This window comes from Metabacillus sp. KUDC1714, from assembly GCF_014217835.1.
Lineage (GTDB): Bacteria > Bacillota > Bacilli > Bacillales > Bacillaceae > Metabacillus > Metabacillus rhizosphaerae.
This window is the reverse complement of the sequence record NZ_CP055263.1, coordinates 295773-311424: the sequence shown is the minus strand read 5'-3', so window position 1 is coordinate 311424 and position 15652 is coordinate 295773. Positions and strand designations below refer to the sequence as shown.

The 15652-nt window shown below is 36.0% G+C and carries 13 protein-coding genes; 11 read left to right on the top strand and 2 right to left on the bottom strand.

The features are described 5' to 3' along the window. Window positions 1–25: 25 nt before the first annotated feature. Window positions 26–1171, top strand: a complete 1146-nt coding sequence (tgt, locus tag HUW50_RS01575; RefSeq protein ID WP_083964662.1) for a tRNA guanosine(34) transglycosylase Tgt — start codon at window positions 26–28, stop codon at window positions 1169–1171. Window positions 1172–1196: 25 nt separating this feature from the next. Next, complete coding sequence (gene yajC / locus HUW50_RS01570) at window positions 1197–1457, top strand: preprotein translocase subunit YajC (RefSeq protein WP_066334425.1); 261 nt, start codon at window positions 1197–1199, stop codon at window positions 1455–1457. A 47-nt stretch (window positions 1458–1504) separates the two neighbouring features. Here the strand turns inward: yajC and HUW50_RS01565 are convergent, their stop codons facing one another. Further along, window positions 1505–1891 carry a TIGR04086 family membrane protein gene (locus HUW50_RS01565; RefSeq protein ID WP_066334428.1) on the bottom strand — a complete coding sequence of 129 codons (387 nt, stop codon included), beginning with the start codon at window positions 1889–1891 and terminating at the stop codon, window positions 1505–1507. Between the two features lie 283 nt (window positions 1892–2174). On the opposite strand from HUW50_RS01565, the gene HUW50_RS01560 reads away from it, so the two are divergent. Then, window positions 2175–3470, top strand: a complete 1296-nt coding sequence (locus HUW50_RS01560; protein WP_311774030.1) for an ArsB/NhaD family transporter — start codon at window positions 2175–2177, stop codon at window positions 3468–3470. Between the two features lie 75 nt (window positions 3471–3545). Continuing rightward, window positions 3546–4202: a DUF421 domain-containing protein gene (locus tag HUW50_RS01555; RefSeq protein ID WP_066334437.1), complete on the top strand. Its 657-nt coding sequence runs from the start codon at window positions 3546–3548 to the stop codon at window positions 4200–4202. Between the two features lie 122 nt (window positions 4203–4324). On the opposite strand, the gene spoVB is transcribed toward HUW50_RS01555, so the two are convergent. After that, window positions 4325–5899 (bottom strand): stage V sporulation protein B, encoded by a 1575-nt coding sequence (spoVB, locus tag HUW50_RS01550; protein ID WP_066334440.1) that lies wholly within the window; start codon window positions 5897–5899, stop codon window positions 4325–4327. A gap of 168 nt (window positions 5900–6067) precedes the next feature. Between spoVB and HUW50_RS01545 the strand changes: the two genes are divergently transcribed. The 7 genes from HUW50_RS01545 to dtd all read left to right on the top strand — a co-directional run bounded on the left by HUW50_RS01545 (window position 6068) and on the right by dtd (window position 15478). Beyond that, on the top strand, window positions 6068–6361 hold the full coding sequence (locus tag HUW50_RS01545) for a post-transcriptional regulator (protein WP_066334443.1): 294 nt from the start codon (window positions 6068–6070) through the stop codon (window positions 6359–6361). A gap of 128 nt (window positions 6362–6489) precedes the next feature. Continuing rightward, entirely contained in the window at window positions 6490–8733 is a 2244-nt protein-coding gene (gene secDF, locus HUW50_RS01540) for a protein translocase subunit SecDF (RefSeq protein ID WP_066334450.1), read from the top strand. A 283-nt stretch (window positions 8734–9016) separates the two neighbouring features. After that, entirely contained in the window at window positions 9017–9334 is a 318-nt protein-coding gene (locus HUW50_RS01535) for a LapA family protein (RefSeq protein ID WP_066334454.1), read from the top strand. 94 nt (window positions 9335–9428) lie between these two features. After that, entirely contained in the window at window positions 9429–11789 is a 2361-nt protein-coding gene (gene recJ, locus HUW50_RS01530; RefSeq protein ID WP_066334455.1) for a single-stranded-DNA-specific exonuclease RecJ, read from the top strand. Window positions 11790–11805: 16 nt separating this feature from the next. Then, window positions 11806–12318, top strand: a complete 513-nt coding sequence (locus HUW50_RS01525) for an adenine phosphoribosyltransferase (protein ID WP_066334459.1) — start codon at window positions 11806–11808, stop codon at window positions 12316–12318. Window positions 12319–12815: 497 nt separating this feature from the next. Continuing rightward, window positions 12816–15023, top strand: coding sequence for a RelA/SpoT family protein (locus HUW50_RS01520; protein ID WP_066334461.1), 2208 nt, complete (start codon window positions 12816–12818; stop codon window positions 15021–15023). A gap of 14 nt (window positions 15024–15037) precedes the next feature. Then, window positions 15038–15478, top strand: a complete 441-nt coding sequence (dtd, locus tag HUW50_RS01515) for a D-aminoacyl-tRNA deacylase (RefSeq protein WP_066334467.1) — start codon at window positions 15038–15040, stop codon at window positions 15476–15478. Window positions 15479–15652: the final 174 nt, after the last annotated feature.

Genomic DNA, 15652 nt, shown 5'->3' with positions numbered 1-15652 from the left:
GCTTTTCTTATAAGGAGGAAAAAAGGTGTCAACTTCACCAATTCGTTACGAACTAATTAAAACTTGTAAACAAACAGGTGCGAGGCTTGGAATGGTACATACACCACATGGTAGCTTTGAAACACCTGTATTTATGCCAGTAGGCACGCTTGCAACAGTAAAAACAATGTCTCCTGAAGATTTAAAACAAATGGGAGCAGGAATTATTTTAAGCAATACCTATCATTTATGGCTTCGTCCAGGGCATGAGATTGTGAAAGAAGCCGGTGGATTACATAAGTTTATGAACTGGGACCGTGCAATTTTAACAGATTCTGGGGGATTCCAAGTTTTTAGCTTAAGTGATATGCGAAGAATAGAAGAAGAGGGAGTTCATTTTAGAAATCATTTAAATGGAGACAAACTTTTCCTATCTCCAGAAAAAGCAATGCATATTCAGAATGATTTAGGTTCTGACATTATGATGGCTTTTGATGAATGCCCGCCATATCCTGCTGAATATGAGTATATGAAAAAATCAGTTGAACGGACAAGCCGTTGGGCTGAACGATGTTTAGAAGCTCATAACAGACCAAATGAACAAGGATTATTTGGGATTATTCAAGGTGGAGAATATGAGGAATTACGTAAACAAAGTGCAAGAGATTTAGTATCATTAGATTTTCCAGGTTATGCAGTTGGTGGATTATCAGTAGGGGAACCGAAAGATGTCATGAATCGTGTTCTTGACTTTACAACTCCACTCATGCCAGCAAACAAGCCGCGATATTTAATGGGGGTAGGCTCACCGGATTCATTAATTGATGGAGCGATTCGTGGAATCGATATGTTTGACTGTGTTCTACCAACTCGTATTGCTCGAAATGGAACATTAATGACAAGTGAAGGTCGATTGGTTGTGAAAAATGCAAAATTTGCAAAAGATTTCGGACCGCTTGATGAAAATTGTGATTGTTATACATGTCGTAATTATTCACGCGCATATATTCGCCATTTAATAAAATGTGATGAAACGTTCGGATTAAGATTAACATCTTACCATAATCTATATTTTCTGGTAAACTTAATGGAGAAAGTAAGAGAAGCTATTCGAGAAGATCGTTTAGGCGATTTCCGCGATGAATTTTTTGAAAAATACGGTTTTAATAAACCGAATGCTAAAAACTTCTAGGACATGCTTGAAAGGGGTGAAAATAATGGAAATGTTAGGAACAGTATTACCTTTAGTACTTATGTTTGCTATTTTTTATTTCTTGTTGATACGTCCGCAGCAAAAGCAACAAAAAGCGGTACGTGAAATGCAAAACAGCTTACAAAAGGGCGATAAAATTGTAACGATTGGTGGACTTCATGGTATTTTAGACTCAATCGACGAAAATAAGATTATTGTTAAGGTTGGTGACGGCACTCGTTTAACGTTTGATCGTAAATCAATTCGTGAAGTTGTTAAAGACTAAATAGTACATAGGTGGACAAAAAAACAGGGTTCATTTGGACCCTGTTTTTATTTACTAGCTCTAGAAGATGTCATATTGACTCCAAATACTCCCCCGACCATTGCTACAACTAAAAAACCTCCGTGATACATTGTTTGTTCCATTGTAAAGATATGACCATAGCCTAAAAATTGAAAAAGAAAAATAATTAAAGAGTAGAGAATAGCAGTCACTCCACCAATTAGCCATCCCTTTTCCTTTCCATTTCCTCCAGCGACAAATCCACCTATGAACATTGCTAAAACTGAAAGACCTAATAGTAACCATGTTATGGAAGATTCCGTTAGGCTTGTGAATTTTAAAAGCAAAGAGAATATTAAGCTAGTAGCTAATGCGATAACAAAGATTGTGATAAGACCATAGAGAATTGCTTTTCCCCATTTTTTTGTTTCCACTTAGACTTCCACCTTTCCTACTAAGTTCAAGCTTGTTTCTGCTCGTCTTAGTACAGAATATTCATAGAAGAAAAAAATAGAATACAAATATTTTTATGGACTTGCATCATATGATGGTATGAGGAAGTATATTGCTTGAGATATCTTTTTAGTGACTAGCTACAGTGACTAACCCCGTGGCTCTACTGCACTCATGATAGAAAGGAAATATTTCTTATATTCATGCTCGGTTTTTTCCTGAGGTCGAACAAGTCACTTAAGCTTTTCATGTGGAAGGGGTTAGATGATGCTAACAATATTGACTGTCATCATTTTTTTATTAACCTATATCGTAATTATGACAGAAAAAATTGATCGTGCGTTGGCTGCTGGTATCGGTGGCGTTGCAATGCTTATCGTTGGAATCTATGATGTCAACAAAGCGTTTGTCACCTATATTGATTGGAATACGATTGCATTGTTATTTGCTATGATGATTATTGTCATCATAACAAGTCAAACAGGTGTGTTTGAATATGTTGCGATTATGATGGCAAAGGTTGTTGGCGGTAGACCAATTCCCTTGTTGATTGTTATTTCAACCCTAACAGCTATTGGTTCAGCTTTTTTGGCAAATGTAACAATGGTTTTGTTACTCGTACCAATTATATTAACAATTGTTAGAATGCTTAATATTCCTGCAATACCCTATTTGATTTCGATTATTATTGCATCTAATATTGGTGGGACTGCAACATTGATTGGAGATCCACCCAATATTATGATTGGTCAAGCAGTTGAGCACTTATCGTTTAATGCATTTCTTATCCACCTTAGTCCAATTGTTCTGATTATCTATGCTGTTGTATTGCTTTATTTAATCATCATTTATTGGCCAAAGTTACAAGTAGATCACATTGATCGAAAAAAGCTTGCTTCTGTAAAAGCAAGCAATTACTTAAAGCTGACCGCTGCATTGCCAAAGTCAATTATTGTCTTAGCTTTAACAATAGCGGGATTTATCTTAAACCCGATACTCCATATCGATTTAACAAGTATCTCACTGGCAGGTGCCCTGCTTCTCCTTTTGCTTACACATGATGAAAATAATCCTGAAGGTATTCTTAAACAGGTAGAATGGGGAACATTGTTTTTCTTTATTGGCTTATTCATGTTAATCGGAGGATTGGAAGAAGTTGGGATTATTGATGAATTAGCTAGAGGAGTTGTTCTTTATACAGAGGGAGATTTACCTAAAACGTCTATGTTAATCCTTTGGATGACAGGGATTTTATCTGGATTTGTTGACAATATTCCATTCGTTGCAGCAATGATTCCGGTCATTTTAGAGTTTAAAGATTATGGGATGACGAATCTTGATCCATTGTGGTGGTCATTAGCATTAGGTGCATGCCTAGGAGGAAATGGGACATTATTAGGAGCAAGCTCTAATTTAGTAGTAGCAGGTTTAGCAGCAAAGGAAAAAGAACATATCAGATTTAGTGAATTTTTAAAGGTCGGCTTTCCGATTGTTCTTATCTCATTAATCATATCATCGATTTATGTTTATCTTCGTTATTTACTAAACTTTACAGGCTAACTGTTTTTTTTTACATAAAACAATGGTTAACGTCCAAACTAATTGTAAGTAACTGCGGTAAAAGGAGGCCATTAAATGGAAGTGTATATCACCATTGTGGCTCGAACCATTTTTCTTTACTTCTTAATTGTTTTGATTTTTCGACTAATGGGGAAAAGAGAAATAGGAGAATTGAGCATTTTTGATTTAGTCGTCTTTTTAATGATTGCTGAAATGGCTGTAACAGCAATAGAGGATCATAAAGACTCATTAATACATACAATAATCCCAATGTTTCTTCTAATGATAATTCAAATTTCTTTGGCGTTTTTGTCGTTGAAAAGTCAAAAAATCCGTCATTTGCTTGATGGGAAACCGACCATTATTATTAATCGTGGAAAGGTAGATGAGCACGCAATGAGATCACAACGTTACAATTTTGACGATTTAATGACTCATTTACGTGAAAAAGACATAAAGAGTATTGCTGATGTAGAATTTGCCTTATTGGAGTCTTCCGGAAAACTGTCAGTTATTGAGAAACAAAAGGACAAAAGAAATCAACCTGAACTTCCAATTCCAGTTATTATTGATGGACGTATCCAAGAGGAAAACCTAGAATCCATAAACAAAAATAATTTATGGCTGAGGCAACAGCTTCGAAAATTAGGATATGATAACATCAAACACATTTCCTTTTGCTCATTTGGAAAAGGGATCTTTTTTATTGATTTAAAGGATGAAAAAAAATAAATACAAACATACAAAGGTGAGGATCTCTAGGTCTTCATCTTTTTTGTTCTAGATAGGAGGACATAATAAAAACAGACAGTAAATTACTGTCTGTTTCAACTTAGATTTACAGAAGTTTGGCTTTATTTTTTTACAGGAATTAACCTTGATAATTGTCCGCCAATATAAGGTATCCGATTAATTTCATCCTTTTCAACCAAATTTAATAACAAGAGTAGGATACAGTAAAAGATCGAGGTTACACTTATCGCGGCAATTAGTCGAAAAGCAATGACTCCATCAACTAATACATTCTCATAAAAAAGATACCCTACAAAACCTGATGCAACCATTGTTAAACCGCTTTTTAAATAGTCTTTTATATATATATTGAATGGAGAAACTTTCATGACTGTAGCAAAATGTAACAAAGTGACTAACATAATCCCAATTACAATAGCCAAAGCAGCACCCATAATCCCAAGTGATGGCCTTGTAGCCAATACAAAAATTAATGCCGTTTTAACAGCTGCTCCTATTAAACTATTAACCATAGCAGCTTTTGCTAAATCAAGTGCTTGTAAAACTGCTTGAAGTGGTCCTTGAAAATATTGGAAAATAAAAAATGGAGCCATTACTTTAACAAAAATGGCGGATTGACTACTACCATACATGACAAGCATTAACGGCTCTGCAAAGATATATAAGACAACACATGCTAAGCCACCACTTACTATTGATAAACGAATTGACTGCTGAAGGCGATGCTCAACAAGTTTTAAATTGTTTTGTGCCATTGCTTCACTTATAGCAGGAACTAATGAAGTAGATAGGGAATATGTGATGAACGAAGGAAGCATTAATAATGGAAGGGCATATCCTGTTAGCCCACCATATTGTTTTGTAGCAACAGTGGTTAATACGCCTGCAATAGCTAGACTATTAGCAACAACAATTGGCTCAAAAAACCATGAAATTGATCCTATTAGCCGACTTCCTGTAGTTGGAAGGGCAATGCTCATTAATTGGTTAAACGTCTCTTTACCGTTTTTGACAGATTTGAAAAATTTTCTACGTATCTTAATTTTCTTTTTCACCTTGAACATCGCGGCGAGATAAATGAGGGAAACAAGCTCACCGATAACTGCTGAAATCATTGCACCTGCTGCTGCATACTCAATACCATATGGTAAAAAGGCACTTGTAAAAAGAGCAACTAAAGAGATTCGAACAACCTGTTCTAGTACTTGAGAAGCTGCAGCGGGACGCATGTTTTGCTTCCCTTGAAAATAACCACGAATTACAGATGAGATCGCAACTATTGGAACAACAGGTGCAATAGCTAATAGCGGCCATTTAATACGATCATCGGTAAACACATCTTCAGCTAAAATAGGTGCTAAAAAACTCATTGCTGGAGTGAAAAGAATACTTAAAGTTCCTGTGACAGCTAAAGAAACAACAAGTATTTTTTTGATTTTCCGGTGGTCTCCTTGTGCTTCAGCTTCAGCAACAAGCTTTGAGATGGCTACAGGTAAACCAAGCTGTGTAATCGTAATAACCAATACGAGAGTAGGTACAGCCATCATATATAAGCCTACACCTTCTTCTCCAATAAAGCGTGCTACGACAATTCGATTAATAAAACCTAGTACTCGCGTAATAAATCCTGCTAAAATTAAAATAAGCGTTCCTTTTAGAAACGTTTGTTTTGACATTTCTCTCCCTGCCTTCTCAAATAACGTGGAATCATATACAATTACTATATGCGGACCTGTGGGCCAAGCATGACAAGTTCTAACATGAAAGAGTGAAATGCATTCTATGTACATAAACAACTAGAGAAACAAAGAAGATCTATTTAGTTTAATTAAGGAGTGGAGTTAATGAATAGGCAGCCTTTGGATGAATTCAAAGATCATGTAAAACCTGCAATCATAAGCAAGCTTGAGGAATTTGTATTATTAGGCTATACAGATGTATCTGAGGAAAAACTATGGGGATTTTTAAAAAATAAAAAGTGGAAAAAAACAACAGAACTTTCAGTACATGAAGTTGTCCGTGATGTATTAGCACTAAAAATCGGTGATTTTATGAATTATGCAACAGTGGAATCTTATAAAACAGCAAACTGGTTTGATAGTGAAGAAGGAAAAGACGTCTTGAAAGACCTTATATAACGTTGATAAAATTGCATAAAAAAGCGTATAATTTTTAAGAAGAATGTTGCAAGTAAAGATTTTCTAGTTTACCAACAATATTTGCAGTCATACATAAATTGTTTTTTAGATTTTAAGGAGGATACATAATGGTCAAGCGTGGACGCATTATTGCGTTTTTTCTACTTGTCCTCTTTGTGGGAAGTTTAATTGGCTTAAACACAAACAGGGTGACAAACAACATCATATTAGGCTTAGATTTACAAGGTGGCTTTGAAATACTTTATGAAGTAAAGCCTGCAAATGAGGGTGACAAAATAACAAGGGATGTACTAGTTAGTACAGTGAATGCCCTACAAAAACGTGCCAATGTACTTGGTGTTAGTGAACCGAATATACAAATTGAAGGTGATGATCGGATTCGCGTTCAGCTTGCGGGTGTAGATGATCAAACGAAGGCACGAGAAATCCTTTCCACACAGGCTGAATTAACATTCCGTGATTATCAAGATAAAGAAATGTTAAATGGTGCTGATTTAGTTGAAGGTGGAGCAAGTCAGTCATTTGATGAACAAGGGAAGCCGAACGTTGCTATCAAGCTAAAGGACGCTTCAAAATTTAAAGAAGTAACTCAAGAGATTGTTGGTAATGCTCCTTATAATCAGTTGGTTATTTGGCTTGATTATGCAGAAGGTGATGCGTATCAGGAGGAGGCTACAAAGGCTGAACCAAAATTTATTTCTGCTCCAAATGTAGACCAAGTGTTCAATCAAACAGATGTGACAATTACTGGAGATTTTACGATACAAGAAGCAAAGGATTTAGCTAATTTATTAAATGCTGGTTCCCTTCCAGTTAAGTTAGATGAGATGTATTCAACCTCTGTTGGTGCACAGTTTGGTGAACAGGCTTTAGATCAAACAGTTCTTGCGGGTATAATTGGTATATCGATTATTTTCTTATTTATGATTGCTTTTTATCGCTTACCTGGGTTAATCGCAGTTATAACGTTATCTACGTATATTTACGTGATCCTCCAAGTGTTCGACTGGATGAATGGCGTATTAACATTACCTGGAATTGCTGCTCTTATTCTTGGGGTAGGGATGGCAGTTGATGCCAATATCATTACATATGAACGTATAAAAGAGGAACTAAAGCTAGGACGTACTGTTCGCTCAGCCTTTAAAGCAGGGTCGAGACGCTCCTTTGCTACAATTTTTGATGCAAACATTACAACGATACTCGCTGGTGGTGTCCTATTTTTCTTTGGGACTAGCTCTGTAAAAGGTTTTGCCACAATGTTAATTCTAAGTATAATTGTTAGTTTTATAACAGCTGTTTTCTTATCGAGAATCTTACTTGCTCTTTTGGTTGAAAGTCGTTGGCTTGATAAGAAAAAAGGATACTTTGGTGTGAAGAAAAAGGATATCTTAAGTATTGAAGAAACTGATGATGATACAACTGCTCCAACTAAGTTTGATCAAGTAGATTTCTTAAAGTATCGTAAGTTATTCTTTATGCTTTCAACAGTGGCTGTTATTGCAGGAATTATCATCTTATTGGTATTCAAGCTAAACTTAGGGATTGATTTTGCAAGTGGTACACGAGTTGAAGTTCTTGCCGGTAAGACGATAACAACAGAAGAAATAACTGAAGAAATGAGCAAAATTGATCTAGAAGTAGATGATGTTGTGTTATCAGGTGATGAAAATGAGATTGGAGTTGCCCGTTTTACAGGGACTTTAGATCAACAGAAGATCGCGGAATTAAAGAATCACTTCAAAGAGAAGTATGGTACTGAACCGAATGTTAGTACTGTTTCACCTACAGTAGGGAAAGAACTTGCTCAAAATGCGATGTATGGTGTTTTAATCGCAGCTATTGGTATCATTATATATGTCGCGATTCGCTTTGAATTTTATATGGGACTTGCCTCAGTAGTCGCGTTATTACATGATGCGTTTTTCATTATCGCATTCTTTAGCATTACGCGTTTAGAGGTAGATATAACGTTCATAGCAGCTGTCTTAACAATAGTCGGATATTCGATAAATGATACGATTGTAACATTTGATCGTATACGAGAATTACAAAAAAAGAGAAAGGTTAAAACAGTGGAGGATTTACAGTTTATAGTAAATCGAAGCCTTCAACAAACCTTTACTCGTTCAATTAATACGGTGCTAACTGTTGTTATTGCAGTAGTTGCTCTGCTTATATTCGGTAGTTCATCCATTACAAACTTCTCAATCGCTCTATTAGTTGGATTAGTTTGCGGAACGTATTCATCGCTGTTCATCGCAGCACAGCTTTGGTTAATTTGGAAAGGAAAGCAGCTTAATAAGAAGAAGGAATTGCCTTCTAATGTAAGTGATGAACCACAAGTTTAAATAATTGTTAATAGGGTCAGCAATCTCAAGGAGCATAATATTATGAATGTGATGAAATAGGTCACAAAATAATACATTGAGGTGAGCTGACCCTAATTTACTTACAACAAGGCACATAACTTGGTTGTTGATTTACGCTTTGGCGTTCGCTTTCGGCGGGTGGTTAGGGAGCTTCTTCGGTGCTTTGCACTTGCATGAGTCTCCCTTGGACGCGCACTCTAAGCTCATAAATCCGTTCGAATTTGTTTTAACAGAACTAACAACAAGAGAAAGGAGAGATCATATGAAACGTCAATTGAGCATTATTTTAGCAATCATTTTTGCGATTATTATTGCTGTTTTTGCGGTAATAAACGTTGATTCTGTCGAGGTAGACTATTTGTTTGGAACCGCTGAATGGCCACTGGTACTTATCATCCTAGGTTCTGTTCTGATGGGTGGGTTTATGATCGCTGCTACAGGAGTTGTACGTATATTAACGCTTCAACGGAGACTAAAAGTAGCTGAAAAAGAAAATGCAAAGTTAAAAAATGAACTCGATGCTAACAAGCAACAACAAGAACAATTTCCTGAAACACAAGTAGAGCATAGCGATCAATAAGTCCAATCTACTTAGAAAAGATGTTATATCCATAATCATCAAATTGAAACCCCTTGATCTCTCTAGTATAATGGGATGGTTGAGGGGTGAATTTATGTTAAAGGCAAAAACAAGATGGATGGTTCAGCCATCTGAAGATACATTAATGAAAACATTTATAGATAACTTATCGATTACACCACTAGTTGCATCATTACTTGTTAATCGTGGGATAAATACAATTGAAAAAGCACGTGAATTTTTACAAACAAAGCAACAGACTTTTCATGATCCTTTCCTTTTAAAAGATATGGACAAAGCTGTCCACCGAATAAAAACAGCAATCGAAAACAGAGAACATATATTAGTATACGGTGATTATGATGCGGATGGCGTAAGTAGTACAACTGTTTTGTTAACTACTTTAAGCAAGTTGGGAGCACAAGCTGACTTTTATATCCCGAATCGTTTTACAGAAGGATATGGCCCTAATGAAACGGCTTTTAGACAGGTACATGAGAAGGGATTTTCACTGATTATCACTGTTGACACGGGAATTGCAGCTGTTCATGAGGCTGAAGTTGCAAAAGAGCTTGGTATTGACCTCATCATCACTGACCACCATGAACCAGGGCCGGTTTTGCCTGATGCGTTAGCGATTATCCATCCAAAGCAACCTGGATGTCCTTATCCATTTAAGGAATTGGCAGGAGTTGGAGTTGCATTTAAATTAAGCCACGCACTTTTGGGTGAACTCCCAGCAGATTTATTAGAGGTCGCAGCAATTGGCACCATCGCTGATCTAGTGACTCTACATGGGGAAAATAGATTAATTGCAAAAATCGGAATTGAACAATTAAAATCAACAAGTCGTACGGGGCTAAAAGCATTGTTAAAGGTAGCCAAGGTTACAAACTCTGACATTAACGAAGATACAATTGGTTTTGCGTTAGCACCTAGAATTAATGCAGTTGGCCGGTTACAATCTGCAGATCCAGCTGTAGACTTACTTTTAACAGAAGATGCAGAAGAAGCAATTGAAATTGCGCAGGAAATAGATTTATTAAATAAAGAGCGACAAAAGCTAGTAAGCACTATGACAGAGGAAGCGATTGAACAAGTAGAATCAAGTTTTCCGATCACTGATAATCCTGTGCTTGTCATAGCGAAGGAAGGCTGGAATCCTGGGGTTGTAGGAATTGTTGCATCACGACTTGTTGAACGTTATTATCGACCAACGATTGTTCTAAGCGTTGATAAAGAAAAAGGCGTCGCGAAAGGTTCTGCAAGAAGTATTATTGGGTTCGATTTATTCGAAAATCTTTCAACCTGTCGAGATATTTTACCGCATTTTGGTGGTCATCCAATGGCCGCAGGTATGACACTAGAACTTGAAGATGTCGATTTATTAAGGCAAAGATTAGTTGAAAAAGCAAAAACTATTTTAACAGATGAAGACTTTACACCAATTACAAAGGTTGATGTCTCCTGTAAATTAGAAGATATCTCAGTAAATTCAATTGAAGAGATGCAGCTTCTTGCACCGTTTGGTATGCACAATCCAAAGCCAATTATTCAGGTTGAGGATGTCACGTTAGCAAACATACGAAAAATTGGTGCAGAACAAAATCATCTAAAGCTTGTTTTTGAACAAGAAGAACATCAACTTGATAGTGTTGGATTTGGATTTGGTTATATTCATGATGATCTTTCACCTACTGTTACATTATCTGCAATTGGGGAATTATCTATTAATGAGTGGAATAATTTTCGAAAACCGCAATTAATGCTACAGGATGTAAAAGTAGATCAATGGCAACTGTTTGACTATCGTGGCACACGTAATGTTGACAAGCTTTTAAAAAATGTTAATTTAGTAAAAAATAGTACTATTATTACATTTCAGTCAGCTATATATGAGGATTTGAAACAAAAAGGTTTTGATACGAATACAATCTTTGTTAATACTGTATCTGTCGCTCAAAACCTAAATAGCAAAAATAAAAACCTTGTATTAATGGATATACCGTCATCACTAGACTTGCTGGATTCCCTTTTTGTTCAAGGAAAGCCAGATCGAATCTATACTGTTTTTTTACAAGAAGCCGATCACTTCTTTGCAACAATACCAACTAGAGATCACTTTAAATGGTATTACAGCTTTTTATTAAAGAAAGGTTCCTTTAAATTAAAGGAACAAGGTGAACAACTTGCCAAACACAAAGGTTGGTCAAAAGAAACAATAGAGTTCATGTCACAGGTGTTTTTTGAGCTAGAATTTGTTACAATAGAAAATGGTGTTATTTCGACAAATTCTACGTCTCGAAAAAGAGATTTAGCTGAATCGAAAACATATGCACAAAAGCAAATGCAAATTGAATTAGAAAAAACGTTATTATATACATCTTACATGCAGTTAAAACAGTGGTTTGAAGAGAGATTTCAATCAACAGCTGATACGTTTGTAAATGTATGAGGAGGACAAAGGAAAAATGGATTTAAAGCAATTCATAACAGTCGTACCTGATTATCCAAAACCAGGTATCCAATTTAAGGATATTACAACATTGATGGATAACGGGGATGCGTATAGATATGCAACAGATAAAATCGTTGAATATGCTCGTGAAAGACAAATTGAGCTTATCGTTGGACCTGAAGCTCGCGGTTTTATAATAGGTTGCCCAGTTGCATACTCTCTTGGTGTAGGTTTTGCTCCTGTACGTAAGGAAGGGAAATTACCTCGTGAGGTTGTGCGTGTAGAATATGGTCTTGAATATGGTAAAGATGTATTAACTATTCACAAAGATGCTATTAAACCAGGTCAACGTGTTTTAATTACAGATGACTTACTTGCTACAGGAGGAACAATTGAAGCAACGATCAAGCTTGTTGAAGAGCTAGGTGGAGTTGTTGCAGGAATTGCTTTCCTAATTGAGTTATCATATTTAGATGGACGTAAATTACTTGATGGATACGATGTTTTAACATTAATGCAGTTCTAAAAGAAGCGTTTATTACCTGTTTTTTTAGTATTAAAAGAAGCACTCAGATGGGTGCTTTTTTTACAAATTTTTTTAGTGAGAATAAAGAATTGTTAGTCCTCATGCTTTACATCTAATTGATTGAATTTTTATTAAATACTTAATTCACTTTTGTACTATACCCAACATGAATCTTTCGCTTCAAGTATTCCAGTGCTTATAACATGATATTATTATTACTTTTATATTCTTATTTAGAAATATCAATTACTAGGTTGAAAAGAAACCAGTAATTGGACGGCAAAAAAGTGTGAATCTTCTTTACATCTCTACTTTTTTTATTGATAATAGTTACAATATAGAAAAACTTCCAATTACGAGAAGAACATATTTATTAGTTGTTTTTTATTAGCACTTATAACTAGAATTTTATTATAAAAATATCTGCCCACTATAAACATATAGAAATAATTTTATCAGAGGGCTTATCAAAGTTTTCATTATAAAAAGGTGATTGCATGGCAAATGAACAAGTACTATCTTCCGAGCAAGTAATTGAAAAGGCACAGCGTTATTTGTCAGCTGACGATACCGCTTTTATTCAACGTGCCTACGACTTTGCTGAAGAAGCACATCGTGAACAATTCCGAAAATCAGGTGAACCATATATCATCCATCCAATCCAAGTTGCAGGAATATTGGTAGATTTGGAGATGGATCCTTCTACAATAGCAGGTGGATTCTTACATGATGTTGTGGAGGATACGGATGTTACTCTTGACGACATTCGCACAGCGTTTAGCGACGAAGTAGCGATGTTAGTTGATGGGGTAACTAAGCTAGGGAAAATTAAATATAAATCTCAAGAAGAGCAGCAAGCTGAAAATCATCGTAAAATGTTCGTTGCAATGGCTCAAGATATTCGTGTGATTTTAATAAAGCTTGCTGACCGCCTTCATAACATGAGAACCTTAAAGCATTTACCACAGGAAAAGCAAAGACGAATTTCAAATGAAACATTAGAAATTTTTGCACCTCTTGCACATCGTTTGGGGATATCAAAAATTAAGTGGGAACTTGAGGATACGTCACTACGCTATTTAAATCCACAACAATATTATCGAATTGTTAATCTTATGAAGAAAAAGCGTCAAGAACGTTTGGAATACTTAGATCAAGTGATTGATGAGGTTCGCGATCGGGTTGATGAGGTTAATATTGAAGCAGAATTCTCTGGTAGACCAAAACATATTTACAGCATCTACCGCAAAATGGTTCTTCAGAATAAGCAATTTAACGAAATTTATGACCTTTTAGCTGTCAGAATAGTCGTAAATAGTATCAAAGATTGTTATGCCGTATTAGGGATCATTCATACATGCTGGAAGCCAATGCCTGGCCGTTTTAAAGATTATATTGCCATGCCTAAGCCAAATATGTATCAATCCCTCCATACGACTGTAATTGGTCCAAAGGGTGATCCGCTAGAGGTTCAAATCCGTACAATTGAAATGCATCAGATCGCTGAATACGGGATTGCGGCTCATTGGGCATATAAAGAGGGAAAAGAAGTTGATGAAAAAACTACATTAGAAAAGAAACTTTCCTGGTTTAGAGAGATTTTAGAATTCCAAAATGATGTAACAAATGCTGAGGAATTCATGGAATCGCTAAAAATCGATCTGTTTTCTGACATGGTCTTTATTTTTACGCCTAAAGGGGATGTTATTGAATTACCTTCAGGTTCCGTTCCAATTGATTTTGCCTATCGAATTCATTCTGAAATTGGTAACAAGACAATCGGAGCAAAAATAAACGGGAAAATGGTAACGTTAGATTATAAGCTTAAAACGGGCGACATAATTGAAATCTTAACTTCGAAGCATTCTTATGGACCAAGTCAGGATTGGTTGAAGCTAGCTCAAACCTCTCAGGCAAAAAATAAGATCCGCCAATTCTTTAAAAAGCAACGTCGAGAAGAAAACGTTGAAAAAGGTAGAGAAATGGTTGAAAAGGAAATTAAAAACCTAGACTTCGAAGTGAAAGAAGTCATGACCACCGATAATTTACAACGGGTAGCTGAAAAATTCAATTTCTCAAATGAAGAGGATATGTATGCTGCTGTTGGCTATAACGGTGTTACAGCTTTACAAGTTGCCAATCGTTTAACGGAAAAGTGGCGAAAAATACGTGATCAAGAGGAACAGGAAAAGAATATCCAAGAGGTCATTAATGATGCGAAACAAGTCCCTGCTTCCTCGACAAGAAAGCGTGATGCTGGTGTACAGGTAAAGGGTATTGATAATTTACTCATTCGCTTATCAAAATGCTGTAATCCTGTACCAGGTGATGACATTGTAGGCTTCATCACAAAAGGTCGTGGAGTTTCTGTTCACCGTGCTGATTGTACAAATGTTCATACGGATGATGCAAAAGAGCGTCTTATCGATGTTGAATGGGAAAACCAACCTTCAACAACTCGCAAAGAATACAATGTTGAAATTGAAATACTTGGCTATGATCGTCGCGGTTTATTGAATGAAGTTCTCCAGGCAGTTAATGAAACAAAAACAAATATCTCTTCTGTGTCTGGAAAATCAGATCGAAACAAAGTCGCGACAATTAATATGGCGATTTCAATCTCGAATATTAATCATCTACAAAAAGTAGTTGAACGTATTAAGCAAATTTCGGATATTTATTCTGTTCGAAGAATGATGAATTAAGGTAGGGTATTATTGTGAAAGTTGTTATACAACGTGCAAAAGAAGCAAAAGTTACTGTAGATAATAAAGTAGTTGGTCAAATAGATGAGGGTGTAATGGTGCTAGTTGGAATTACCCATGATGATTCTGAAGCAGACGCTGAATACCTCGCAGAAAAAATAGTAAACTTAAGAATTTTTGAAGATGAAGCTGGTAAAATGAATCATTCATTATTAGATGTAAATGGACAAGTCTTATCTGTTTCACAATTCACCTTATATGGTGATTGCCGAAAAGGAAGACGACCTAATTATATGAATGCGGCTAAACCAGATTATGCAAATGAAATTTATGAGATCTTTAATACGAAATTACGAGAAAAAGGCCTCCATGTAGAGACAGGAATATTCGGAGCGATGATGGATGTTCAATTTACAAATGTAGGACCTGTGACATTGATTGTTGAGAGCAAATAAGAAAAGCTCAGGGCGCCTTGAACAGACTAAGGCCGGCATAGTCGCTCAGGAATAGAAGACGTTCTTTGTCTTCAATTCCTGAGTGGCTGTAGACCTAAGTGGGTTTAGGCGCTGGAGCTAGACACCAAAACTGAGTAAGTAAAGTTATAAATTTTGATACTAAAAAAAGGTAAG

Coding starts and splice junctions, on each gene's coding strand:
- yajC (WP_066334425.1), top strand. CDS start 1,197: ATGGAAATGTTAGGAACAGTATTACCTTTAGTACTTATGTTTGCTATT.
- HUW50_RS01560 (WP_311774030.1), top strand. CDS start 2,175: ATGATGCTAACAATATTGACTGTCATCATTTTTTTATTAACCTATATC.
- HUW50_RS01555 (WP_066334437.1), top strand. CDS start 3,546: ATGGAAGTGTATATCACCATTGTGGCTCGAACCATTTTTCTTTACTTC.
- spoVB (WP_066334440.1), bottom strand. CDS start 5,899: ATGTCAAAACAAACGTTTCTAAAAGGAACGCTTATTTTAATTTTAGCA.
- HUW50_RS01545 (WP_066334443.1), top strand. CDS start 6,068: ATGAATAGGCAGCCTTTGGATGAATTCAAAGATCATGTAAAACCTGCA.
- secDF (WP_066334450.1), top strand. CDS start 6,490: ATGGTCAAGCGTGGACGCATTATTGCGTTTTTTCTACTTGTCCTCTTT.
- HUW50_RS01535 (WP_066334454.1), top strand. CDS start 9,017: ATGAAACGTCAATTGAGCATTATTTTAGCAATCATTTTTGCGATTATT.
- recJ (WP_066334455.1), top strand. CDS start 9,429: ATGTTAAAGGCAAAAACAAGATGGATGGTTCAGCCATCTGAAGATACA.
- HUW50_RS01525 (WP_066334459.1), top strand. CDS start 11,806: ATGGATTTAAAGCAATTCATAACAGTCGTACCTGATTATCCAAAACCA.
- HUW50_RS01520 (WP_066334461.1), top strand. CDS start 12,816: ATGGCAAATGAACAAGTACTATCTTCCGAGCAAGTAATTGAAAAGGCA.